Annotated in this window: 22 protein-coding genes; 12 read left to right on the forward strand and 10 right to left on the reverse strand. The window is 72.9% G+C overall.

What is annotated here, in order from left to right; all coding sequences use genetic code 11:
• Positions 1-44: 44 nt before the first annotated feature.
• From cobC to cobA, 3 genes are read left to right on the forward strand one after another with little or no spacing between them, the layout of a single operon-like run.
• Positions 45-1127, forward strand: coding sequence for an Rv2231c family pyridoxal phosphate-dependent protein CobC (cobC, locus tag HA073_RS20185; RefSeq protein ID WP_166457053.1), 1083 nt, complete (start codon positions 45-47; stop codon positions 1125-1127).
• On the forward strand, positions 1127-2197 hold the full coding sequence (gene cobT / locus HA073_RS20190) for a nicotinate-nucleotide--dimethylbenzimidazole phosphoribosyltransferase (RefSeq protein WP_166457074.1): 1071 nt from the start codon (positions 1127-1129) through the stop codon (positions 2195-2197). The genes cobC and cobT overlap by 1 nt, the downstream gene beginning before the upstream one ends.
• Positions 2194-3435, forward strand: coding sequence for a uroporphyrinogen-III C-methyltransferase (cobA, locus tag HA073_RS20195; protein ID WP_043328883.1), 1242 nt, complete (start codon positions 2194-2196; stop codon positions 3433-3435). The genes cobT and cobA overlap by 4 nt, the downstream gene beginning before the upstream one ends.
• Positions 3436-3621: 186 nt before the next feature.
• Here the strand turns inward: cobA and otsB are convergent, their stop codons facing one another.
• The 4 genes from otsB to HA073_RS20215 form a co-directional block, all read right to left on the reverse strand.
• A complete protein-coding gene (gene otsB / locus HA073_RS20200; RefSeq protein ID WP_043328885.1) occupies positions 3622-6222 on the reverse strand; it encodes a trehalose-phosphatase in 2601 nt (866 codons plus the stop codon).
• Positions 6219-7619: a trehalose-6-phosphate synthase gene (locus tag HA073_RS20205; protein ID WP_043328887.1), complete on the reverse strand. Its 1401-nt coding sequence runs from the start codon at positions 7617-7619 to the stop codon at positions 6219-6221. The genes otsB and HA073_RS20205 overlap by 4 nt, the downstream gene beginning before the upstream one ends.
• Before the next feature lie 141 nt (positions 7620-7760).
• Entirely contained in the window at positions 7761-8153 is a 393-nt protein-coding gene (locus HA073_RS20210; RefSeq protein WP_051611384.1) for a hypothetical protein, read from the reverse strand.
• Positions 8150-8434, reverse strand: coding sequence for a hypothetical protein (locus HA073_RS20215; protein ID WP_043328891.1), 285 nt, complete (start codon positions 8432-8434; stop codon positions 8150-8152). Before HA073_RS20215 ends, HA073_RS20210 begins: the two co-directional genes overlap by 4 nt.
• 213 nt (positions 8435-8647) lie before the next feature.
• Here HA073_RS20215 and ettA point away from each other — a divergent pair, with 213 nt between their 5' ends.
• The 4 genes from ettA (at position 8648) to HA073_RS20235 (ending at position 12138) form a co-directional block, all read left to right on the forward strand.
• Positions 8648-10324 carry an energy-dependent translational throttle protein EttA gene (gene ettA / locus HA073_RS20220; RefSeq protein WP_043328893.1) on the forward strand — a complete coding sequence of 559 codons (1677 nt, stop codon included), beginning with the start codon at positions 8648-8650 and terminating at the stop codon, positions 10322-10324.
• Positions 10317-10760, forward strand: coding sequence for a thioesterase family protein (locus HA073_RS20225; RefSeq protein WP_043328894.1), 444 nt, complete (start codon positions 10317-10319; stop codon positions 10758-10760). Before ettA ends, HA073_RS20225 begins: the two co-directional genes overlap by 8 nt.
• Positions 10757-11422 (forward strand): hypothetical protein, encoded by a 666-nt coding sequence (locus HA073_RS20230; RefSeq protein ID WP_113974808.1) that lies wholly within the window; start codon positions 10757-10759, stop codon positions 11420-11422. The genes HA073_RS20225 and HA073_RS20230 overlap by 4 nt, the downstream gene beginning before the upstream one ends.
• 131 nt (positions 11423-11553) lie before the next feature.
• Positions 11554-12138 (forward strand): YbjN domain-containing protein, encoded by a 585-nt coding sequence (locus HA073_RS20235; RefSeq protein ID WP_166457054.1) that lies wholly within the window; start codon positions 11554-11556, stop codon positions 12136-12138.
• A gap of 12 nt (positions 12139-12150) precedes the next feature.
• Here HA073_RS20235 and HA073_RS20240 read toward each other — a convergent pair whose 3' ends face one another.
• From HA073_RS20240 to HA073_RS20250, 3 genes are all read right to left on the reverse strand, one after another.
• Entirely contained in the window at positions 12151-12537 is a 387-nt protein-coding gene (locus HA073_RS20240; RefSeq protein WP_051611386.1) for a globin, read from the reverse strand.
• A gap of 78 nt (positions 12538-12615) precedes the next feature.
• Complete coding sequence (locus HA073_RS20245; protein ID WP_043328901.1) at positions 12616-13989, reverse strand: MFS transporter; 1374 nt, start codon at positions 13987-13989, stop codon at positions 12616-12618.
• Between the two features lie 236 nt (positions 13990-14225).
• Entirely contained in the window at positions 14226-15281 is a 1056-nt protein-coding gene (locus tag HA073_RS20250; protein ID WP_223201338.1) for a mechanosensitive ion channel family protein, read from the reverse strand.
• Between the two features lie 176 nt (positions 15282-15457).
• On the opposite strand from HA073_RS20250, the gene HA073_RS20255 reads away from it, so the two are divergent.
• Together HA073_RS20255 and HA073_RS20260 are read left to right on the forward strand one after the other, a co-directional pair.
• Positions 15458-16915: a D-glucuronyl C5-epimerase family protein gene (locus tag HA073_RS20255; RefSeq protein ID WP_166457055.1), complete on the forward strand. Its 1458-nt coding sequence runs from the start codon at positions 15458-15460 to the stop codon at positions 16913-16915.
• A gap of 200 nt (positions 16916-17115) precedes the next feature.
• Positions 17116-17655, forward strand: a complete 540-nt coding sequence (locus HA073_RS20260; protein ID WP_030502198.1) for an HNH endonuclease — start codon at positions 17116-17118, stop codon at positions 17653-17655.
• Positions 17656-17664: 9 nt separating this feature from the next.
• Here HA073_RS20260 and HA073_RS20265 read toward each other — a convergent pair whose 3' ends face one another.
• From HA073_RS20265 to HA073_RS20275, 3 genes are all read right to left on the reverse strand, one after another.
• Complete coding sequence (locus tag HA073_RS20265; protein WP_043328904.1) at positions 17665-18522, reverse strand: class F sortase; 858 nt, start codon at positions 18520-18522, stop codon at positions 17665-17667.
• Between the two features lie 12 nt (positions 18523-18534).
• Positions 18535-19044 (reverse strand): hypothetical protein, encoded by a 510-nt coding sequence (locus HA073_RS20270; protein WP_043328906.1) that lies wholly within the window; start codon positions 19042-19044, stop codon positions 18535-18537.
• Between the two features lie 79 nt (positions 19045-19123).
• Positions 19124-19564: an Lrp/AsnC family transcriptional regulator gene (locus HA073_RS20275; protein WP_030502195.1), complete on the reverse strand. Its 441-nt coding sequence runs from the start codon at positions 19562-19564 to the stop codon at positions 19124-19126.
• Positions 19565-19712: 148 nt separating this feature from the next.
• Here HA073_RS20275 and HA073_RS20280 point away from each other — a divergent pair, with 148 nt between their 5' ends.
• From HA073_RS20280 to HA073_RS20290, 3 genes are read left to right on the forward strand one after another with little or no spacing between them, the layout of a single operon-like run.
• On the forward strand, positions 19713-20591 hold the full coding sequence (locus tag HA073_RS20280) for a tryptophan 2,3-dioxygenase (RefSeq protein WP_043328908.1): 879 nt from the start codon (positions 19713-19715) through the stop codon (positions 20589-20591).
• Between the two features lie 14 nt (positions 20592-20605).
• Complete coding sequence (kynU, locus tag HA073_RS20285; protein WP_166457056.1) at positions 20606-21886, forward strand: kynureninase; 1281 nt, start codon at positions 20606-20608, stop codon at positions 21884-21886.
• Positions 21883-23211: an NAD(P)/FAD-dependent oxidoreductase gene (locus HA073_RS20290; RefSeq protein WP_064448649.1), complete on the forward strand. Its 1329-nt coding sequence runs from the start codon at positions 21883-21885 to the stop codon at positions 23209-23211. Before kynU ends, HA073_RS20290 begins: the two co-directional genes overlap by 4 nt.
• Position 23212: the final 1 nt, after the last annotated feature.

Raw genomic sequence — 23212 nt, forward strand, 5'->3', positions numbered from 1 at the left:
GGATGCGCTGTCCCGGGCGGCGGCTACCCGGCAGGATCGCGGACATGCCCGCACCATCGACCGGGAGCGCCGCCGCGCTCGACGAGCCCGACCTGGGCCACCACGGGGACGCCGAGGCCACGCCCGGCCTGGTCGACCTGGCGGTCAACGTGCGCCGCGCCCCGATGCCGGACTGGCTGGCCGACCCGGTCACCGCCGCGCTGGGCGACCTGGCCGCGTACCCGGACCCGGCGCCGGCCCGCGCCGCCGTCGCTCACCGGCACGGGCGACCCCCGGAAGAGGTACTCCTCACCGCCGGCGCCGCCGAGGGTTTCGTCCTGATCGCCCGCGCGCTGTCCGGCGTCCGCCACCCCGTCGTGGTGCACCCCCAGTTCACCGAGCCGGAAGCCGCGCTGCGGGCCGCCGGGCACCGGGTGGACCGGGTGCTGCTCGACCCGGCCGACGGCTTCCGCCTGGACCCGGCGAGCGTCCCGGAAGACGCCGACCTGGTCATGATCGGCAACCCCACGAACCCGACCTCCGTGCTGCACCCGGTGGAGGCGATCGCCACGCTGGCCCGCCCCGGACGGGTGCTCGTGGTCGACGAGGCCTTCGCCGACACCACCACCGCGCCGGGCATCGACGGCGAGCCCGAGTCCCTGGCCGCGCGTCGCGACCTGCCCGGCCTCGTGGTCGTGCGCAGCCTCACCAAGACCTGGGGCCTGGCCGGGCTGCGGATCGGCTACCTGCTCGGCGACCCCGCGCTGCTGGCCCGGTTCGCCGCCGCGCAGCCGCTCTGGGCGGTCTCCACCCCCGCGCTCGCCGCCGCCACCGCCTGCGCCGCGCCGGCCGCCGTCGCCGCCGAACGCGCCATCGCCGCCGAACTCGCCGCCGACCGCGACTATCTGGTGGCCCGCCTGTCCGGCCTGCCCGGGGTACGCGTGGCGGGCCGCCCCGCCGCCGCCTTCGTCCTGATCCACGTGGCCGGCGCCGCCGACGTACGGGAGCGGCTGCGCGCGCACGGCTGGGCGGTACGCCGGGGCGACACGTTCCCCGGGCTCGGCCCGGACTGGCTCCGGATCGCCGTACGCGACAGGGGCACCACAGACGCGTTCATCGAGACGCTGGCACGGATCCTGGAGGCATGATGCTGGAGTCCACAGTCGCGGCGATCCGGCCGCTGGACGAGGCCGCCATGGCGGCGGCCCGCGAGTTGCAGGGGCGGCTGACCAAGCCCGCGGGCTCGCTCGGCGCCCTGGAGCCGCTCTCGGTACGCCTCGCCGGGCTGGCCGGCGCCTGCCCGCCGCCGCTGCCCGAGCCGGCCGCGGTGGCGATCTTCGCCGGTGACCACGGCGTGCACGCCCAGGGCGTGACCCCGTGGCCGCAGGAGGTCACCGCCCAGATGATCGCCAACTTCCTGGCCGGCGGCGCCGTGGTGAACGCGTTCGCCCGCCAGGCCGGCGCCTCGGTCACGGTGGTGGACGTCGGCGTGGCCACCCCGATCCCCGGCGCCGAGTCCGCCGACCCGGCCGGGCCGCGTCTGGTGTCCGCGAACGTCCGCGCCGGCACCCGCGACATGACTGTCACCGCCGCGCTCACCCGGGACGAGGCCCGCACGGCCGTCGAGACCGGTATCCGGGTCGCGGGCGAGCTGATCGACGCCGGGGCGGGCATCCTGCTCACCGGCGACATGGGCATCGGCAACACCACCCCGTCCGCCACGCTCATCGCCGCGTTCTCCGGCGTCGACGCCGCGGCGGCCACCGGCCGGGGCACCGGGGTCGACGACGAGACGTACGCCCGCAAGGTGGCGGTGGTGCGGGCCGCGCTGGCCCGGCACGAGCCCGACCCGGCCGACCCGCTGGGCGTCCTCGCGGCGGTCGGCGGGCTGGAGCACGCCGCGCTGACCGGCCTGATCCTCGGCGCCGCCGCGCGCCGGGTGCCGGTGCTGCTCGACGGCGTGATCGCGGTGAGCGCCGCGGTCGCCGCCGCCGCGTTCGCGCCGGACGCGGTGGGCGCCATGGTGGCCGGGCACCGCAGCGCCGAGCCGGGCGCCACGGCGGCGCTGCGGCACCTCGGACTGGAGCCGCTGATCGACCTGGGGCTGCGGCTCGGCGAGGGCACCGGGGCGCTGCTCGCCCTGCCGGTGGTCACCGGCGCGGTCCGGGTACTGCACGAGGTGGCGACGTTCGACTCCGCCGGGGTGGCGGAGAAGTGACCGGACCGACGTCGCCCAGCCCGTACCCCCTGGGGTTGCGGCTGGACGGGCGGCGCGTGGTCGTCGTGGGCGGGGGAGCGGTCGCCACCCGGCGGGTGCCGGCGCTGCTCGACGCCGGCGCGGACGTCCTGCTGGTCTCGCCCGAACTGACGCCGGCGCTGCGTGCCCACGTCGACGCCGGGCGGCTGCACTGGGAGCCGCGCCGGTTCGCCCCCGGTGACCTGGACGGCGCGTGGCTGGTCCAGGTGGCGGTGGACGACCGGACCGCCGCCGCCGCGGTCAGCGCCGCCGCGGCCGAGCGGCGGATCTTCTGCGTACGCGCCGACGACCGGACGGCGGCGAGCGCGTGGACGCCGGCGGTGACCCGGCACGGCCCGGTGACGGTGGCGGTCCTCGGCGGCGGCGACCCCCGCCGCGCGATGGCAGTCCGCGACGCCGTCCGGGAGTTGCTCGGAAGGAAGGGCCCCCCGTTAACGCCTGCGGTAGAGGAAGGGACCCCTGTTAACACCGGCGGCCGCGTCGCGCTCGTCGGATCCGGTCCGGGCGACCCGGAGCTGATCACCGTGAAGGGATGGCGGCTGCTCACCGAGGCCGAGGTGGTCGTCGCCGACCGGCTCGTGCCCGGACTGCTCCTGGACGAGATGCGCCCCGACGTCGAGCTGGTCGACGCCTCCAAGATCCCGTACGGGCCGTCGCGCGCCCAGGAGGAGATCAACCGGATCCTGGTGGACCGGGCCCGGGCCGGCAAGGTGGTGGTACGGCTCAAGGGCGGCGACCCGTACGTCTTCGGCCGGGGCGGCGAGGAACTGCTGGCCTGCGCCGAGGCGGGCGTACCGGTGACTGTGGTGCCCGGCGTGACCAGCGCGATCGCAGTGCCCGAGGTGGCCGGCGTGCCGGTGACGCACCGGGGCGTGGCGCACGAGTTCACAGTGGTCTCCGGGCACCTCGCGCCCGACGCGCCCGCGTCGCTGGTGCGTTGGGACGCCCTGGCCGGGCTGCGCGGCACGCTGGTGATCCTGATGGGGCTGAAGAACCTCGCCGCGATCAGCGCCACCCTGATCGCGCACGGCAAGCCGGCGGACACCCCGGCCGCGGTGATCCAGGAGGGCACCACGTCGGCCCAGCGCACGCTGCGCTCCACGCTCGGCGCGGTCGCCGCCGACGTCGAGGCCGCCGCCCTGCGCCCACCCGCGATCGTGGTGGTAGGCGACGTGGTGCACGCCCTGACCCCCGCCTGACCCTCCGCCCGCGCCCTACGCCGCCCTGCCCGCCCCGAGCGCGTCGATCTTGCACTTCGTGCCCGCGGGATGCCCGTTTCGATCACCTTTGCCTGGGCCGCAACTGCAAGATCGCGGGGGCGGGCGGGGATGGAACGAGGGCGGCGGCGGGGACCGGAGGGTCCCCGCCGCCGCCCTCGTACGGCGTTACTGCTTGAGCATGTTGTCCAGCAGCAGGGCGCAGCGGATCAGGCCCAGGTGGCTGTACGCCTGCGGGTGGTTGCCCAGCCCGCGCTCGGCCAGCGGGTCGTACTGCTCCGGCAGCAGCCCGGTCGGCCCGGCCGTGTCGACCATCTGGGTGAACAGCTCCTCCGCGTCGCTCCGGCGGCCGGTGCGCAGGTACGCCTCGATCAGCCACGACGTGCAGATGTGGAAGCCGCCCTCCCGGCCGGGCAGGCCGTCGTCCCAGTGGTACCGGTAGACGACCGGCCCGCTGCGCAGCTCCGCCTCGATCTTGAGCACGGTGGAGAGGAAGCGCGGGTCGTCACCGGCGAGCAGCCCGGAGATGCCGATCCACAGCGACGAGGCGTCCATCTCCTCGTAGCCGTAGGCGACGCTGTACGCCTCGGCCTCCGGGTGCCAGCCGTGCTCCAGCACGTTCGAGGCGATCCGGTCGCGCAGCTCGACCCACTCGGGCCGGTCCTCGCCGCCGTGCCGCCGTACGACGTGCAGCGCCCGGTCCACAGTCATCCAGAGCATGACCTTGGAGAAGACGTGGTGCCGCGGGGGGAGGCGGGCCTCCCAGATGCCGTGGTCGGGCTCGTGCCAGCGGCGGCGTACCGCCTCGACCATGTTCTCCAGCACCCGCCACTCGTCGTCGCGGATCGAGCCCCGGGCGTCGGCGACTGCCGCGATCAGGTCCGCGACCGGGCCGAACACGTCGAGCTGGAGCTGGTGGTTGGCGAGGTTGCCGACCCGTACCGGCCGGGAGCCGGCGTAGCCGGGCAGCGTGTCGATGACCGCCTCGGCGCCCAGCTCGAAGCCGTCCACCGTGTAGAGCGGGTGCAGCCGCTCCGGGTGCCCGCCGGTGCGCTCGACCACGCCGTCGATCCAGCGCAGCAGACCTTCGGCCTCCTCGGTGGAGCCGAGGTCGACCAGCGCGCGGGCGGTCATCGCGGCGTCCCGGAGCCAGCAGTAGCGGTAGTCCCAGTTGCGGACACCGCCCAGCTCCTCGGGCAGCGACGTGGTGGCCGCGGCGAGGATCGAGCCGGTGGGCTCGTGGCAGAGCCCGCGCAGCGTCAGCGCGCTGCGGGCGACCAGGTCCCGGGCGGTGGCGGGCAGCCGCAGCGAGGCCACCCAGTCCTTCCAGGGCTGCTCGGCGGCGGCCTGCCGTTCGTGCACCGGCAGCCGGTGCGGCTCCAGGCTCTGGGTGCCGAAGCGCAGCTCCAGCACCACCTGGCCGCCGGCCGCCGACAGGTCGACCACCGCCTTCGCGGTCTCGTACCCGGCGTCGTTGGTGACCTCCCACTCGACGCCGGGGGAGTGCAGCGCGACCGGCTCGTTGGAGCCGAGCACCAGCAGGCCGTCGTCGAGCGGCTGGAGCTGCACCGCGACCTGGCCGAACTCGGGCCGTGGCGCGAACTCGACCCGGGCCCGCCCGGTGCCGCTGAGCACCCGGACCAGTGTGGAGTCGCCGCTGACCACGGCCGGGTCGTCCGGCGTGGTCTGCCGTACCGGTAGGTCGAGCCAGTCGGTCACGGTCAGGCCGGACCAGCGGGTCTCGACGGTCATCGTGTTGCTGCGGTAGCGCTGGCCGAGCGGGATGCCGCCGCGCTCCGGGCCGACCGTGAAGTGCCCGGCCGGGCTGCCGCCGACCAGGTCGGCGAAGATCGCCGCCGAGTCCGGCTTCGGGTGACACAGCCAGGTGATCTTCGCTTCCGGCGTGACGAGCGCGACGGTACGGCCGTTGGCGAGCATCGAGTGCCGCTCGATCGGCACCGCCCGCTCGCCGAACAGCCAGTGCCGCCGCGTCTCCAGCAGCAGCCCCAGTGCGCGGGCCGCCTCGATCGGCTCGGACACCCGGTAGTCGGCGCGGGTCTCGCCGGGGCCGATCTTGATGCCGACGTCCGGCCCGGTCAGGTTGCCGAACGCGTTCTCGTCGGTGACGTCGTCGCCGATGAACAGCACCGCGCTGGCGGCGAGCTGGGTCCGGAGCTGGTCGATCGCGGTGCCCTTGTTGGTGACCACCACCGACAGCTCGATGACTTCCTTGCCCTGGGTGACCGTCACGCCGTCCCAGGTCGCCGGCCCGTTGCGGACCGCCTCGACGGCCCGGGCGGCGGTGTGCGGGTCGACGCCGCGGGTGTGCACGGCGACGCTGGCGGGCTTGCGTTCCAGGCGGATGCCCGGATGCTCGGCGGCGATCTCCCGCAGCGCCTCGCGGAGCCGGTGCCGGACCGCGATCAGCTCGGGGGTGAGGCGCTCGACGAAGCCGATGTCGAACTCCGAGCCGTGGCTGCCGACGAGGTGCACCTCGCTGGGCAGCCGGGAGAGCGTGGCCAGGTCGCGCAGCGCGCGGCCGGAGACCACCGCGACGCTGGTCTGCGGCAGCGAGGCCAGAGCGCGTACCGCGGCCACCGACTCCGGCAGCGGAACGGCCTTGCTCGGGTCCTCGACGATCGGCGCGAGCGTGCCGTCGTAGTCGCAGGCGACCAGAAGCTGCGGAACCCGGGCGATGCGGCCGATCGCGGCACGCAGTTCGGGATCCAGCACGCCGCCGTGTGCGGCGGCGAGGGCGGGCGAGGTCACGCAGCCTCCGTATCTCCGACGCCGAGCTCGCTGAGGAACGACTTGGCCCAGTGGCCCACGTCGTGGCTGCGCAGATGGCGTTGCATGACGCGCATCCGGCGGCGGGCTTCGGGCTTTTCGACATGCACGGCCCGCAGCAACGCGTCCTTCACCGCGTCCGGGTCGTGGGGATTACACAGGAACGCCTGGCGCAGCTCGGTGGCAGCGCCGGCGAACTCACTGAGCACGAGCGCGCCGCCCTGGTCGGCGCGCGATGCGACGTACTCCTTGGCCACCAGATTCATTCCGTCTCGCAGCGGGGTCACCATCATGACGTCGGCCGCGACGTACATCGCAGCCAGTTCGGAGCGACTGTACGACTGATGCAGATAATGCACTGCAGGCACGCCGACCCGGCCGAATTCACCATTGATCCGGCCAACCTCGCGTTCCACCTTCACCCGAAGTGCCTGGTAGTGCTCCACACGCTCGCGGCTGGGCGTGGCGACCTGCACCATAACCGCGTCCGGAACTGTCAACTTTCCGTCAGCGAGGAGTTCGCGGAAGGCCTTCAGGCGGAGTTCGATGCCCTTGGTGTAGTCGAGCCGGTCGACGCCCAGGATGATCGTCTTCGGGTTGCCCAGCTCCTCGCGGATCTGCTTGGCGCGGGCCTGGATCGCCGGGTCCTCGGCCAGCCGCTCCATCTCCTTGGTGTCGATCGAGATGGGGAACGCGCCCGCCTTCACCTGCCGGCCGTCGACCTGGATCATCTGGCCCTCGTAGCGCAGGCCGAGCAGGTGCCGGGCCAGCCGGACGAAGTTCTGCGCCGCCAGCCGCTGCTGGAAACCGACAAGGTCCGCGCCGAGCAGGCCGCGCAGGATCTCGGTGCGGAACGGCATCTGCATGAACAGCTCGATCGGCGGGAACGGGATGTGCAGGAAGAAGCCGATCCGCAGGTCCGGCCGCAGCTCGCGGAGCATCGCCGGCACCAGCTGGAGCTGGTAGTCCTGGACCCAGACCGTGGCGCCCTCGGCCGCCACGTCGGCCGCGGCCTCCGCGAACCGGGCGTTCACCAACCGGTACGCCTCGCGCCAGCGCCGCTTGTATGCGGGTGTCTCCACGGCGTCGTGGTAGAGCGGCCAGATCGTCGCGTTCGACTGGCCCTCGTAGTAGCGCTCCAGCTCCTCGGCGCTCAACGGCACCGGGTGCAGGCGGATGCCCTCCAGGTCGAACGGCTCGGGCGCGGCGCCGGTGCCGCCGGCCCACCCCACCCAGGTGCCCTGGTGCTCGGCGAGCACCGGGTGCAGCGCGGTCACCAGCCCGCCCGGGCTGCGCCGCCACTGCCGCCCCTCGGGTGTGCTCACCTCGTCGACCGGCAGGCGGTTGGCCACTACGACAAAGGAGCTACGGACGGTCACGATCGGCCACCTCCGGGTACTGACGGGTCCACCGCGATGAGCGTACTGAGCGTAGCTGCGGCCTCTGTTCCCCCGTGCCGGAGTTACCTACCCGTCCCAGAACCGCCGAACCCACCGCGTGATCTTGTCGACACCGGTGGCTCAGAGGTCGATGATCGGCCACTCCTTCGGCAGCACCTCCCCGAGCAGCTCCCGCCGGTCCGTCACGATCGGCACGAGCGGATTGGCGGCGGCCTCCATGGCCAGCTGCGCGAGATCCATCCGCCCGGTCATCCGCCGCGACCAGCCTCCGAGGTAGGCGCACATGTCAGGTTCCACGGGGGTGATCTGCACCTGCGGCAGGGCGGCCAGCAGTTCCAGAAGCTCCCACTGCGGAGCCGTGGCCTGCTGATGGGCATGCGCCAGGCAGAGGGCGGGCACCAGCACGTCACGCGCGTAGTCGGCGGCCTCGGCGATCCTCGCACCGACGTCCTTGGCGCCCGAGGCATAGGCCAGCAGCGCGGCCGTGTCGAGCGCCAGGCCGAACTGCGTCACCGCCGCGCCTTCGCCCTGGCCGCAAGGACCTCCGACTGGAGCCGGCTGGCCCGCTCACGAAGCTCGGGCGTGATACTCGCGGTGAGCTGCTGCATCTCCGCGTGGGCCCGGGCCACGTCCTCGTCGGTGATCGTGACACCGGCGCGAGCGAGCAGCACCCGCGTCTGCTCGCCGGCCATCTGCCGACGCACGGCGCGCGCTACGAAGGCGGACACGTTCGGCTCCTTGGCCAGCCGCTCCGCGACGTCGTCCGGCAGGCTCACGGCGATCTTCTTGGTCATACGCCAAGGCTATTCAGTCATACCCGCGCCGGCAAGGAGGCGCGCCACCGTACCCCTGGGGTGGGGTGATGTGGGCGTGGCGGTCCGTACCTGTCAGGATTGACGGCGGCGTGCGTGCGGCCGGCTCCCGGCCGGCGGCGGCGGGCGGAGATCGACGCCCGCGCCCCGCACCCGACAAGCCCGCGAACGCAACCGACGGAGGTAGCCCGCACCGTGGCCCAGTTCATCTACGTCCTGGACAAGGCGCGCAAGGCGCACGGCGACAAGGTCGTGCTCGACAACGTGACGCTGAACTTCCTGCCGGGTGTCAAGATCGGGGTGGTCGGTCCGAACGGCGCCGGTAAGTCCAGCCTCCTCAAAATCATGGCAGGGCTGGACCGGCCGAGCAACGGCGAGGCCCGGCTCATGCCCGGCTACTCCGTCGGCATGCTCGCGCAGGAGCCGCCGCTCAACGAGGAGAAGACGGTCCTCGGCAACGTCGAGGAGGCGGTCGCCGAGACCAAGGCCAAGTTGGAGCGGTTCAACGCCATCGCCGAGCAGATGGCCACCGACTACTCCGACGAGCTGATGGAGGAGATGGGCAAGCTCCAGGAGGAGCTGGACGCCGCCGACGCGTGGGACATCGACTCCAAGCTCGAACTCGCGATGGACGCGCTGCGCTGCCCGCCGCCGGACGCCGACGTCACCAAGCTCTCCGGTGGAGAGCGCCGCCGGGTCGCGCTGTGCAAGCTGCTGCTGGAGGCGCCGGACCTGCTGCTGCTCGACGAGCCCACCAACCACCTGGACGCGGAGAGCGTGCAGTGGCTGGAGCAGCACCTGGCCAAGTACGCCGGCACCGTCCTGGCGATCACCCACGACCGGTACTTCCTGGACAACGTGGCCAACTGGATCCTGGAGCTGGACCGCGGCCGGGCCTACCCGTACGAGGGCAACTACTCCACCTACCTGGAGAAGAAGGCCGCCCGGCTCTCCGTCGAGGGACGCCGCGACGCCAAGATGAAGAAGCGGCTGTCCGAGGAACTGGAGTGGGTCCGCTCGAACGCCAAGGCTCGGCAGACCAAGTCCAAGGCCCGCCTGGACCGCTACGACGAGATGGCCGCCGAGGCGGAGAAGACCCGGAAGCTGGACTTCGAGGAGATCCAGATCCCGCCGGGCCCGCGACTGGGCAACACGGTCATCGAGGCGCAGAACCTGACGAAGGCGTTCGGCGACCGGGTGCTGATCGACGACCTGTCGTTCTCGCTGCCCCGCAACGGCATCGTCGGCATCATCGGCCCGAACGGCGTCGGCAAGACCACGCTGTTCAAGACCATCGTCGGGCTGGAGCAGCCGACCAGCGGCTCGGTCCGGGTCGGCGAGACGGTCTCGCTGTCGTACGTCGACCAGAACCGGCAGGGCCTGGACGGCGACAAGACGGTCTGGGAGGTCGTCTCCGACGGGCTGGACCACCTCATGGTGGGCAAGGTCGAGATGCCGTCCCGGGCGTACATCGCGGCGTTCGGCTTCAAGGGGCCGGACCAGCAGAAGCCGACGAAGGTGCTCTCCGGCGGCGAGCGCAACCGGCTCAACCTGGCGCTGACGCTGAAGATCGGCGGCAACGTGATCCTGCTCGACGAGCCGACGAACGACCTGGACGTGGAGACGCTGTCCAGCCTGGAGAACGCGCTGCTGGAGTTCCCCGGCTGCGCCGTGGTCATCTCCCACGACCGGATGTTCCTGGACCGGGTCGCCACGCACATCCTGGCCTGGGAGGGCGACGACCAGAACCCGGCGAAGTGGTTCTGGTTCGAGGGCAACTTCGAGGCGTACGAGAAGAACAAGATCGACCGGCTCGGCGCCGAGGCGGCCCGGCCGCACCGGGTGACCTACCGCAAGCTCACCCGTGACTGACCGCTTCGTCTACCACTGCGCGTTGCGCTGGTCCGACCTGGACGCGTACGGCCACGTCAACAACGCCCGCTTCCTCACGCTCTACGAGGAGGCCCGGGTGGCGATGATGTTCGCCGGTGGCCGGGCGTGGGGAGTGGGCTCGTTCGCCGACGGGGTGGTCATCCGCCGGCACGAGGTCGACTATCTGCGCCCGGTCGACTACGCGCTCGGCCGGGCCAGCGCGGAGGCGGCCCCGACCGTGCGGATCGAGCTGTGGGTGGACCAGATCCGCAACGCCTCGTTCTCGGTCGCCTACGAGCTGTACGACGGCGACACGCTGGCCAGCACCGCCCGGTCGGTGCTGGTGCCGTTCGACCTCGCCGCCCAGCGGCCACGCCGGATCTCGCCGGACGAGCGCGCGTTCCTGCTCCGCTACGCGCCGGGGCTGAGCGGATGAAGACCGGGCACGGGCTGACCGGGGTGGCCGACGCGGGGGCCTTCCTGGCCCGGCTGGTCCGGTTCGACCCGGCCACGGTGGTCCGCCTGCGGCCGGTGCCCGGCGCCGGGCGTACGGCGCTCTGGGCGCGGCTGCCCTGGGGGGTGCTCGTGGTCCGTACCGTGCCCGGCGCCGCCCCCGGTGACGTCACTGTGGCCGCGGGGGAGCTGCTGGCCGAACTCTCCGCCGGGGGCGCGGCGCTGCCGGTACGGCGGGACGACGGCTGGCGCTGGCAGCTCCCACCGGCTGCCAGCCGCGTGGTGGAGACGCTGCCCGGCGCGGAGTTGCGCCGGATCGCGGAGGCGGCGGCCGGGACGCTGCGCGAGGCGGCCACGCACGGGGTGGCCGGCCGCGCGGTGGGTCAGCGGGTGCTGCGGGACGCGCTGCTGGACCACGTCGCCGTGGTGGTGACGCCGGACGAGGACCCGCGCATGCCGGTGGAGGTGTCGCAGCGGCTGGTGCAGGGTCTGGTCCGGATGGGCTTCGCCGGTAGCGGCGAGGACGACGTTCAGGTGCGGGTCGCCGGCCGGTGGGTCGGGCTCGTCGGTCCGTTCGGGGCGGTGTGGTCGCGTACCGTCGCCGATCTTGCACTCAGGCCGATGCCGGGTCAGCCGAAAGTATGACCCATCATCGGCCTTCCGGTTTGGGGCGGCCGTTGGGGGGATGCCTCATGCCGCCTGTCCGGGTACCGTCCTTCCTCGGATCCAACGCACCGTAGGCGATTGGATCCGCTGGGGAGTGAGGTGCGCGAGCGATGCCGTGGTGGTCATGGCGCCCTGGTCCCGCCGCTGGCGGCGAACCGGAGACTCGAAGCGGAGTCACAGTGGATGACACCATCCGGGTGGGGCCACCTACCCCGCGCCAGCCGGAAGACGACGCGCCGGCACCCGAGCGCCCGGCCCTGGCGGACATGCCGGCCACTGTCGCCCCGGTCACCCTGAGCCGGGTCTGCGACGCGCTCGACCTGCTGGACGTGCGCTACCTGGCCGACGGCGGCGGCAACCTGCTGGCCATGTGGGAGCGGCACGCCGTGCTCGTCGCGCTGGAGGGCCCGGAGGACGAGATCCTGGTGATGCGGGCCCGCCCGCACGCCACCGTCCCGCCGGACTGGGCCGACCGGGCGTACCGGGTGGTCAACGAGTGGAACCACACCCGCCGCTTCTGCAAGGCGTACATCGGCGACCCGACCGAGCGCGGCCAGCTCCCGATCTACGCCGAACTCCAGGTCCCGCTCGGCGCCGGGGCCCACGACGCGCTGCTCGTCGAGATGCTCGACTGCGGCGCCGCGGTCGCCACCACGTTCGTCGACTGGCTGCACGACGAGGGCGCGCTGCTCTGAGAGCCGGGCGGCTCAGCCGGCCGCCGGGTCCTCCATCACGTTCACCATGAAGTAGGCGGCCCGCTCCAGGTAGTCCCAGAGCGCGCCGGCGAGCTGCGGCGGCAGGTCCAGCGCGTCCACCGCCCGGCGCATGTGCAGCAACCAGGCGTCGCGCTCCGCGGCGCCGATCCGGAACGGGGCGTGCCGCATCCGCAGCCGGGGGTGCCCGCGCTGCTCGGAGTAGGTGTGCGGCCCACCCCAGTACTGGATGAGGAAGAGGGTCAGCCGGTCCGCCGCCGGGCCCAGATCCTCCTCCGGATACATCGGCCGCAGCAGCGGGTCCTCGGCGACGCCGGCGTAGAACTCGTCCACCAGCTTGCGGAAGGCCGGTTCACCGCCGATCGCCTCGAAGAGGGTCATCGACTCGCCTGGGGAAGTCACGCTTCCATCCTGCCAGGTGCGCCCCCGCGGTCGCGCCCGCCCGCGGGGCGGCGCGGATCACGTCACCGCGTGCCGGCGCCGGCCGTGCTCCCGGCCCCGGTCGCCCGCCGCCGGGCCACGCGCGGCGTGCGTGGGTGCGGCGGCGTCCGGGGCCGACTCGGCGCGGGCGGCCGCGATCGCCGCGTCGATGGTGCGCGGCCGAGGCCAGGCGAACGCCGCGACGAGCATCAGCAGCACGCCCGCCGCACTCCACGCGCCGACCACCGACGGGACGGAGAACCGCTCGGCGAGGGCGCCGGTGGCGAGCACCGCGGCGCCCTGGATGACCTGGGTGCCGGTGGCCATCACCCCGAACGCCCGGGCCCGGTAGCCGTCCGGCAGGGCCTGCACGAACAGCCCGTTGGCGACCGGCACCAGCCCGGCGACGGCGAAGCCGCACGCCGCGGCGAGCAACGCCACCACGGACGGGGCCGGGTCGAGGAGCGCGGGCACGAGCACCGCCGGCGCGATCACCATCAGCGGCCGCATCAGCGCCAACCGGCGCGCCGGGGCGATCAGCCGCCCGATGATCACCCCGCCGAGGACGTATCCGACCGGACCGGCGGCCATGATGACCGCCTGGGCGGTGCCGGCGTCCATCGTGCCGTCGGTGCGCTCGGCGGCCCAGCCGGCGGCCAGCCCTTCGGGGACGATCGAGAACAGCATCGCGCTGAACACCAGCATCGCGATGGCCCGCAGCACCGGCCGTTCGAAGACGATGCGGAAGCCCTGGCCGGTCTCCCGCAGCAGGTGGCTGCGGTGCTTCGCGGTCATCGTCGACGGCCGGTCGTGTACGCCGACGCGGACCAGCAGGGCCGACAGGGCGAAGGTCGCCGCGTTGACGAGCAGCGCGGCGTTCGGGTTCAGCGCGGCGATGGTCGCGCCGATCAGGTAGCCGACGACCTGGGCGGCCTGGGACGCGCTGGTGAACGCGGACAGGCCCACCACCAGCCGGTCGCCGGTGAGGATCTGCGGCATCACCGCCGAGCGCGCCGCCTGGCTCGGCGGATTCGCGAGCGTGGCCAGGAAGATCAGCGCGAGGACCGACCAGGCCGGCATGAACGGCATGGCGACGAGCACCATCAGCGCCATCCGGATCAGGTCGCAGATCACCATGACCCGGCGGTAGCGGTGCCGCTCGGCGAGCGCGGAGAGCAACGGGCCACCGAGCAGCCAGGGCAGATAGCTGACCGCGAACGCGGCGGCGGAGAGCGCGACCGATTCGGTCTCGCGCAGCACGAGCACGGTGACCGCGGCCTTGGCGAGATAGTCGCCGACCCAGGAGAGGATGTTGGCGGCGAAGAGCGCCCGGAACTCCGGCTGACCGAACACGTCGCGGAAGGTGGCCGGGCCCTCCTGGGCGGGTCGCTCGTCGGACACCGTCGCCTCCATCGTTCCTGGTCGACCACTTGTGATGGCCCGACCGGGAACCGTCGTCAGATCAACCGATCAGCGAGGACACGAGCACGCTCCCCGGTGGAGCGTGTTCACCGGATTCTGCCCGATCGTCTGACAACTGGCTAGGGTGAACGGATTGATCGTCGCATCTCCGACTGAACCGAACGGACGATACCCGAGGGGCCGCGCGGAGCGCGACCCCCGGAAAATAGTCCGGCTTGTCCGGCGACTCAGGTGGGTCCGCTGGTCCCCGTGCCCTCGGCCGTGGGCGTCGCCGGCGTCTGGGGCGGCAGCCCGGGGAAGAGCCGGGCCGCCGCGATCTGCGCCGTGATCCCGGAGTTCTCCAGCGCCTCGGCGAGGCGGCGGCGCAGCTCCCGGCCCACCGCGAACTGCCCGTCCGCGGTGGTCTTGACGACGGTACGGATCACCGTGCCGTCCACGGTGATCTGCTCGACGCCGAGGACCTCCGGCGCCTCGACGATCTTCGGCGCCAGCTCCGGGTCCAGCGCCACCGACGCCGCCGCGGTACGCAGCACCGCCGTGGCCTCCTCGGTGCCGGCGAAGCCGATCGGCAGGTCGACCACGACCAGGGCCCAACCCTGACTCTTGTTGCCGACGCGGACGATCTCCCCGTTGCGGATGTACCAGAGCACCCCGCGGCCGTCACGGACCGTGGTCACCCGCAGGCCCACCGCCTCCACCACGCCCGTCGCCTCGCCGAGGTCGACCGTGTCACCGACGCCGTACTGGTCCTCGATCAACATGAACAGGCCGGCGATCAGGTCCTTGACCAGGCTCTGCGCGCCGAAACCGAGCGCCACGCCGGCGATGCCCGCGCTGGCCAGCAGCGGGGCCAGGTCGAAGCTGAACTCCTTGAGCACCATCAGCAACGCGATGCCGAACACGAACGCGGTGACCATGCTGCGCAGCACCGACCCGATCGCCTCGGCCCGCTGCCGCCGCCGCTCCGGCACGAACTGGTCCGGGTCGGGCGTGGCGCTGGGAATCCGCTCCCGCAGCGGGCGGAGCATGGTCGGCACCGCGCCGTCGGTGGTGGTCCGCACCAGCCGGTTGATGGTCCGGTGCAGCGCCCAGCGGGCGGCCACCGCGAGCAGCAGGATCAGCGCCACCCGCAGCGGCTTGAACAGGATCCAGTAGCTGCTCTCGGCGAACCAGGCGGAGTCGGTGACCCGGTACACCCACTCGCAGGAGCTGCTGCCCTGGCAGTCCGGCCGCCGGTCGGAGACGGCGGACAGCAGGGCGGAGATCAGGTCGGAGAGATTCACAGTGCTTTCGTACCGCACCCGCGTCGCCCGTCCGGCGCGGACCCACCGCCGGCCGGGCAACCCGCCCTGCTTCCTGCTCCGTTGTACCGGGGGGCGGCAAAAACGCCCCGGCCCGCACGGGGGCCCCGCGACTGGCCGTCCAGCGCGCAGCTGGGCGGAGCAAGGGGAAAAGCGACATGACGGAGGAACTCTTAGGCGCGCGCCGATCCTGGTCCCGTCGTCAGGTGCTGACGGTGGTGGCGGCGGCGGCCGGTGCCGCGCCGCTGGTGGCGACCGGGGCAGCGAAACTGTCTGCCGAATCGCCTGTCAAGTTCCGCAGCGACCCGTTCGAGATCCGCGATCTGCCGCAGGGGCAGCGGCCCTACTACAGCGGGGTGCGGCTGCCGCTCGTCGACACGGGCACGCACGACGAGCACGGCGTACGCATGGCGCTGCTCACCGGGAAGCTCTACGACCATCCGGTGGCCCAGGCCCAGTACGGCATCAACCTGCTGGAGAGTTACCGGGTCACCGGCGATCAGGTGTACCTCAATCGGGCGATGGCGCAGGCGCAGCGCCTGATCGACAGGCGGGTCGTGCGGCGGGACGCCTGGTTCTACCCGTACCGGTTCCGGCACGCCATGCACCGCGGCACCGACGTCTACGAGACGCCGTGGTACTCGATGATGGCCCAGGGACAGGCGATGAGCCTCTTCGTCCGGCTGGCGCAGATCGTCGGCGAGCGCACCCACTGGCGGCAGGCGGCCGACTCGACTTTCGCGTCCTACCTGCTCCCGCCGGTGGGCGGCCTGCCGTGGGGGGTGTACGTCAAGGACGGGCTGCTCTGGCTTGAGGAGTACGCCCACCCGACGCGGGTGCGCGGCGACCAGACCTACAACGGGCACGTCTTCTCGGCCTTCGGGCTCTGGGACTACTGGAGCCTGAGCCGCGACGCCCGGGCCCGCCAGATGCTCCAGGGCGCGATCACCACCGCCCGGGACGCCCACCACCTCGTCCGCACCCGCCAGTGGCGGAGCCGGTACTGCCTCACCCACCGCAAGGACGCGGGCATGTACCACTCGACGCACATCATCCAGCACGCCGTGCTGCACGCGATCACCGGCGACCCGACCTTCGCCGGGATCATGGACCTGTTCTACTCCGACCACCCCACCTACGGGGTGTCCGGAACGATCCGGCTCGCCCCCGGGGACCACGTCGGCTACAAGTTCGACGCGTCCGGCACGGTCCTGGACCGCAAGCGGATCTCCCTGACCAGGCCGACCGAGGCGGCCTCCACGGAACGGCACAAGGTGATGCGGCAGACCGGCATCTGGTACGACATCAGCGAGGGGAGCCTGAGCGGCTACCTGGTCCAGGAGATCCCCGGCCGGTCGTACCAGATCGGGAGAGCGGCGCCGATCGGCTACCGCATCCCGCGCTCGGCGGTGGTCGTCGCCGCGCCCGGCAGGGCGTACTCCCTGGACGACGCCGGGAAGGTGACGGCGGTGACCGCCGGCCTCGCCGTCGGTGACACCGTGACAGTGGATCTGCGCGCCGCCATCGACGGCGTCCAGCACTACCGCCTGGCCGCCGGCCCGCACGAGGGCCAGTGGGTCCGGCTGGGCACCCTGCGTAGCGTCGGCACGGCGTAGCGCGAGCGCGCCGGACCGCCCCGGTGCGGGTGATCCGGCGGGCCGCTTGCAGATTCGTGCGTGCAATCGAGGGCGCGATCAGGGACTATTGGCGCAACGGACGTCGGTGATCCGGCCGGCGTCGGAATTCGTTCCGCGCTGTTCGCGGGCGGTTCCGGCGCGCAGACGGCGGGAGCGGCTGGACCGGGAGGGTGAGCGCGATGCCTGACATACGACCCACGGCGGGCTCCGGTGCGCTCGTTCTCAACGCCACCTACGAACCCCTGTGCGTCGTGTCGGTGCGTCGTGCCGCGATCCTCGTGCTCTCCGCCAAGGCGATCTGCGTCGCCGACGGTGAGGGCATCCTGCACAGCGCGCGCAACGCGTTACCGGTGCCCTCAGTGGTACGCCTGACCCGCTACGTCCGGGTGCCCTACCGCACCCACGTCGGGCTGTCCCGGCGGGCCGTGTTCGCCCGCGACGGGTGGCGGTGCGCGTACTGCCGGGGGCCGGCGGAGACCATCGACCACGTGTTCCCGCGCAGCCGGGGTGGCCGGCACGCCTGGGAGAACGTGGTCGCCGCGTGCGCGCGGTGCAACCACACCAAAGGCGACAAGACGCCGGCCGAGCTGGGCTGGCGGCTGCACCACCTGCCGGCCGCCCCGAAAGGGGCGGCCTGGCGGGTTCTCGGGCACCGCGCGCCTGACCCGCGCTGGGCGGACTGGCTCGACCTGCGCGAGCCCGAGTCCGAGGCGGCCTGACCGGAGCGCTCAGCGCGCCTTGACCAGCGAGGCGTAGACGACCAGGTTGTCCGCGTACCCGGTCTCGCCGCCCACCCAGCGCCCACCGCAGGTGATCAGCCGCAGGTTGGGCCGGCTGAAGTCGCCGTAGACGTCCTCCACCGGCAGTTTCTCCTTGCCGTACCGCTCGATCGAGGTCACCTCGAACACCGCCACCGAGCGGTCCTCGCGGGTCACCTCGATCCGGTCGCCGTCGTCGAGGTTCTTCAGCCCGTGGAAGACGGCCGGCCCGGTGGTGGTGTCGACGTGCCCGACGAGCACCGCCGGGCCGTACTGGCCGGGGGTGGGGCCCTGGTCGTACCAGCCGACCTCGCCGGCCCGGTCCACGTCCGGCACGTCGATGCTGCCGTCCGGCGCGATTCCGACGCGGTGCACCGGCGCGCGCAGGTCGAGCTTGCCGATGCTCAGGTCGGTCGGCGGGCTGGCCGGCAGCACCGGGAACTTCTTCGGCGGCGGGCGCAGGCCGGCGACGATCCGGTCCGGCAGCACGCTGACCCCGGTCACCCGTTCCAGCCCGAGCATGGCCACGATCAGCGCCATCACGCTCGCCACCACGAGCACCGGGACGCCGGGGTTGCGGCTCGGGGCGTACCGGCGGGTGGTGGCCGGTGCGGCGCGGGCCGGGACCGGCCGCGGGTCGGCGGTGGTGACGCTGGCCGTGAAGGCGTGCCCGGCGACATGGGCGAACCGGCGCGCGGCCCGGGACGTCAGCCGCAGCGCGGCCCGGAGCCGTTTCGCGCGCTCCGGCGGCCGGCGGCCGGCGGCGCGACGGCGGGTGCGGTCCGCCGCCGGGCCGGCGCGGTCCCGGCGGCGCGATTTGCGGGCCATGTCGGCGCCTCGTCAGACGCGGTTACCGGTCTTGCGGCGGGCGCTCACACCGGCCACCACTGCCACCGCCACCAGCCCGCCGACCAGCAGCAGCGAGCCGGTGCCCCGGCCGCCCGCGGCGCCCCCACCGCCGGTCGCCGGTCCCTTGCTCGGCTGCGCCATGTTCAGCACGGTGAGCATGGTCGAGGCGGTGTTGCCGTTGGAGCAGTCCAGGTTCACCGGGTAGTCGCCGGGCGCCTTGTTGCCGGGCACGGTGACCGAGCCGGTGAGGAAGCCGTTGTCGGGTCGCAGCGTCACCCGCCCGAAGGCGTCCGAGGTGACCTGGGCCTGACGGTTGTTGCTGTTGTCGCAGCCGGCCCGCAGGCTCACCCGGGAACCGGCCTGGACGCTGTTCGGCGTCACCTCGATGAACACGCTCTCGCCGGCCCGCGCCGGTGGCGCGGTCGCCAGGACGAACGTCGCGACCAGGCCGAACAGGCCCAGTACGGACGACAGCACGCGGTGTGACAGGAGCCCTCGCATGGTTCCCCCCTCCCGGCGCGACGGTGCGCCGGACCCACTGACGGGCAGCGGCGGCTGCTTTCCCGGCGGGCGGGGGAAGCTAACGAGGCGCCTTCACCACGGGATGCCAGGCCAGCGGCGTGGAGAGCACCATCGTGCTGGACGGCTGGCCGTACGGGGCGAGCCGGTCGATGACCTCCTCGAACTCGCCCATGTTGGTGGCGGCGACCTTGAGCATGCTGCAGGCGTCCCCGGTGATCCGGTGGATCTCCATGATCTCCGGCCAGCCGGCCACCTCGGGGTCGTTGAGGATGCAGCGCGCGCCGTAGCAGGACATCCGGATCAGGGCGAGCACCGTGCGTCCGGCCCGGGTGAGGTCGACATGGGCGTGGTAGCCGGTGATCACGCCGGACTCCTCCAGCCGCCGCACCCGTTCGGCCACCGCGGGCGGGGACAGGTGGACCCGGCGGGACAACTCGCTGTACGAGAGCCGGGCGTCGGCCTGGAGCTCACGCAGCAACGCCCAGTCCATGTCGTCCACGCGGGGACCTTCCTTCCGTAAAGGGAGCGACGCGAGATGGTTTCGGTTCGCGAGGTGAGACCACCATACCGCCGTTGAACAGGCATTCCATTCGGCCGCCCACCAGCGGGATCATGACGTCTACCCCGCGCACGGACGGAGAACGACTGTGGAACAGACGACGGCGGTGCGCCCGGTAACCCCCCAGGAACGGGCGGCTCGGGCGGCACGCAACGGCGGCGAGCCGACGCTGGAATTCGCCGAGCGCGTGCCGTACGACGCCTACGTACGGGCCAGCACCCTGCACCGGCTCCAGGAGCCGCTCAGCGACGACCCGGGCGAGATGTCCTTCCTGATGGTCAGCCAGATCATGGAGCTGTACTTCGGGCTGACCTGCCACGAGCTGCGGCACGCCAAGCGTGAGCTGCGCGAGGACCGGATCTGGGAGGCGCTGGCCCCGCTGCGCCGGGCCGCCCTGCACCTGGAGGGCCTCAACGCGGCCTGGCACGGCCTGCGCTGGATGAGCCCGGCCGACTTCAACCGCTTCCGCGACCGGCTCGGCGAGGGCTCCGGCTTCCAGTCCGCGATGTACCGGCAGCTGGAGTTCCTGCTCGGCCTGCGCGACCGGGCGCTGATCCGCCCGTTCCGCCGGCAGACCGACGTGTACGACGAGCTGACCGCCGCGCTGGCCACGCCGAGCCTCTGGGACGAGGTGGTGGCGCTGCTGGCCCGCAAGGGCTTCGACGTGCCGGCCGAGCTGCTGTCCCGGGACGTCAACACCGAGCACGAGGCGCACCCGGCGATCGAGGCGGCCTGGGTCCGGATCTACGGCGACAGCGGCCCGGACAACCACCTGCGCCTGCTCGGCGACGCGCTGACCGAGATCGCCGAGGAGTTCGGCGACTGGCGCTGGAACCACGTCAAGGCCGTGCAGCGCACCATGGGCGCCAAGGTCGGCAGCGGCGGTTCCGCCGGACTGGCATGGTTGCAGCGCAGCATGGCCCGGGTGGTCTTCCCGGAGCTGTGGTCGGCCCGCACCGCGATGTGACGAGAGAGAACAGCATGCACACCCCCGAGAACGAAGCCCTCCGCCGCGACGCCGACGACCCCGGTCACCGGCACCTGTTCCACATCCCGCCGGCTGACGGCGGTCGCTACCCGGACACCGCGTACCTGGCCGGTAACTCGCTCGGCCTGCAGCCCCGCGCCACCCGGGACGAGCTCCTCGCCGACCTGGACGCCTGGCAGCGCCTGGGCGTGGAGGGGCACCTGGAGTCGGAGCGGCCCTGGCTGCCGTACCACGAGCTGCTGACCGCGCCGGCCGCCCGCCTGGTCGGCGCGCTGCCCGCGGAGACGGTGGTGATGAACTCCCTCACCGTCAACCTGCACCTGCTGATGGTGAGCTTCTACCGGCCGGCCGGCGAGCGCACCCGCATCGTGATCGAGGACAGCGCGTTCCCGTCGGACAGCTACGCGGTGCGCAGCCAGGCCCGCTTCCACGGCCTGGACCCGGACACCACTGTCGTACGCCTCAAGCCGCGCCCCGGCTCCGACACGCTGGGCACCGAGGACGTGCTGGACTTCCTGGCCCGCGAGGGCCACACGGTGGCGCTGCTGATGCTCGGCGGCGTGAACTACCTGACCGGCGAGCTGATGGACATCCCCGCCATCACCGCCGCCGGGCGGGCCGCGGGCGCGGTGGTCGGCTGGGACCTGGCGCACGCCGCCGGCAACGTGCCACTGGCGCTGCACGACTGGGACGTCGACTTCGCGGCCTGGTGCTCCTACAAGTACCTCAACTCCGGCCCGGGCGCGCTGGGCGGCGTCTTCGTCCACGAGCGGCACCTCGGCGACCCGTCGATCCAGCGCTTCGAGGGCTGGTGGAGCACCGAGGCGGCCACCCGGTTCGAGATGACCCCGGTGTCCCGGCCGCCGGCCACCGTCGAGGCGTGGCAGATCTCCAACCCGCCGATCTTCGCGATGGGCCCGGTGCGTACCTCGCTGGAGCTGTTCGACTCCGTCGGCATGCCGGCGCTGCGCGAGCGCAGCCTGCGGCTCACCGCCTTCCTGGAGCAGCTGCTCGACGAGGTCACGCCGGGCCGCCCGCTGAGCGTGGTCACCCCGCGCGACCCGGCCCGGCGCGGCTGCCAGCTCTCGGTGCGGATCGGGGTGGGCAGCGCGAACGAGCTGACCAAGCGGCTGCGGCACGAGCACGGCGTCGTCGCCGACGCCCGGGAGCCGGACATCGTCCGGTTCGCCCCGGTGCCGCTCTACTCGACGTACCACGACTGCTGGCGGGTCGCCGAGGCCCTGGCGGCAACTGTTGAGAAGGAGGGGTCATGACGGAGCGCGACGAGATCGCTGTCGTCGGCGCCGGGCTGGCCGGCTGCCTGCTGGCCTGCTACCTGGCCCGGCGCGGCTACCCGGTGGCCCTCTACGAGCGGCGGCCCGACCCGCGTACCGGCACCGTCGAGCGGGGCCGCTCGATCAACCTGGCGCTGTCCGAGCGCGGCCTGGACGCGCTGCGCCGCATCGGCCTGGAGGACGAGGTGATGGCGGACGCGCTGCCGATGCGCGGCCGCATGATCCACCCGGTCGAGGGTGAGCCGGAGTTCCAGTCCTACAGCGGCACCGGCGACCTGGCGATCAACTCGATCAGCCGGGGCGCGCTGAACAACGCGCTGCTGGACGCCGCCGCCGCGCTGCCGAACGTGCGCGTCGCGTTCGACCACCGGCTGGTCGGCCTCGACCCGCTCGGCGGCGAGATGACGTTCGAGACCCCGCAGGGCAAGGTCACCGCCACCGCCTCGGTCATCCTCGGCGCCGACGGCGCCGGCTCCGCGGTGCGCGGGCAACTGCTCGCGTACGGGGGCCTGACCGAGAGCCTCGACTTCCTCGACTACGGCTACAAGGAGCTGACCATCCCGCCGCTGGGCGGGGAGTTCGCGCTCGACCCGGGCGCGCTGCACATCTGGCCGCGCGGCACCTCGATGATGATCGCGCTGCCGAACCCGGACCGCTCCTTCACCTGCACGCTCTTCTGGCCGACCCACGGCACGCGCAGCTTCGCGTCGCTGAGCAGCCCGGCCGCGATCGAGCGGTTCTTCGCCACCCACTACCCGGACCTGGTCCCGCTGGCCCCGAACCTGGTCGACGACTACCAGCACAACCCGATCGGCCTGCTCGGCACGGTGCGCTGCACGCCGTGGCAGGTGGCCGGGAAGGTCGGCCTGATCGGCGACGCCGCGCACGCCATCGTGCCGTTCTACGGCCAGGGCGCGAACTGCGCGTTCGAGGACGTGGTCGAGCTGGACCGCTGCCTCGACGAGTGCGACGACGAGTGGGCCGCCGCGCTGCCGCTGTTCCAGCACCGCCGCCAGGACAACGCGGAGGCGATCGCCCGGATGGCGCTGGCGAACTTCGTGGAGATGCGGGACAAGGTCGCCTCGCCGGTGTTCCGGACCCGCAAGCAGGTCGAGCACGCGCTGGAGCGCGCGCTGCCCGGCCGCTACGTCTCCCAGTACGAGCTGGTCTCGTTCTCCACCACCCCGTACGCGCAGGTGCGCCGCCGGGTGCGCGCGCAGTACGCGGTGGTCGGCGCGGTGGCGGCCGGCGCGGTGGCGCTGCTGGCCGGTGGGGTCCGCGCGGCGCTGGGGCGGCGGCGATGAC

The sequence above is a fragment of the Micromonospora sp. CMU55-4 genome (assembly GCF_011602315.1).
GTDB classification, from domain to species: domain Bacteria; phylum Actinomycetota; class Actinomycetes; order Mycobacteriales; family Micromonosporaceae; genus Micromonospora; species Micromonospora chalcea.

Coding starts and splice junctions, on each gene's coding strand:
- cobC (WP_166457053.1), top strand. CDS start 45: ATGCCCGCACCATCGACCGGGAGCGCCGCCGCGCTCGACGAGCCCGAC.
- HA073_RS20235 (WP_166457054.1), top strand. CDS start 11,554: ATGCCGTGGTGGTCATGGCGCCCTGGTCCCGCCGCTGGCGGCGAACCG.
- HA073_RS20215 (WP_043328891.1), bottom strand. CDS start 8,434: ATGACCAAGAAGATCGCCGTGAGCCTGCCGGACGACGTCGCGGAGCGG.
- HA073_RS20230 (WP_113974808.1), top strand. CDS start 10,757: ATGAAGACCGGGCACGGGCTGACCGGGGTGGCCGACGCGGGGGCCTTC.
- HA073_RS20290 (WP_064448649.1), top strand. CDS start 21,883: ATGACGGAGCGCGACGAGATCGCTGTCGTCGGCGCCGGGCTGGCCGGC.
- HA073_RS20260 (WP_030502198.1), top strand. CDS start 17,116: ATGCCTGACATACGACCCACGGCGGGCTCCGGTGCGCTCGTTCTCAAC.
- HA073_RS20270 (WP_043328906.1), bottom strand. CDS start 19,044: ATGCGAGGGCTCCTGTCACACCGCGTGCTGTCGTCCGTACTGGGCCTG.
- HA073_RS20245 (WP_043328901.1), bottom strand. CDS start 13,989: ATGGAGGCGACGGTGTCCGACGAGCGACCCGCCCAGGAGGGCCCGGCC.
- HA073_RS20240 (WP_051611386.1), bottom strand. CDS start 12,537: ATGACCCTCTTCGAGGCGATCGGCGGTGAACCGGCCTTCCGCAAGCTG.
- HA073_RS20265 (WP_043328904.1), bottom strand. CDS start 18,522: ATGGCCCGCAAATCGCGCCGCCGGGACCGCGCCGGCCCGGCGGCGGAC.
- cobT (WP_166457074.1), top strand. CDS start 1,127: ATGCTGGAGTCCACAGTCGCGGCGATCCGGCCGCTGGACGAGGCCGCC.
- kynU (WP_166457056.1), top strand. CDS start 20,606: ATGCACACCCCCGAGAACGAAGCCCTCCGCCGCGACGCCGACGACCCC.
- HA073_RS20255 (WP_166457055.1), top strand. CDS start 15,458: ATGACGGAGGAACTCTTAGGCGCGCGCCGATCCTGGTCCCGTCGTCAG.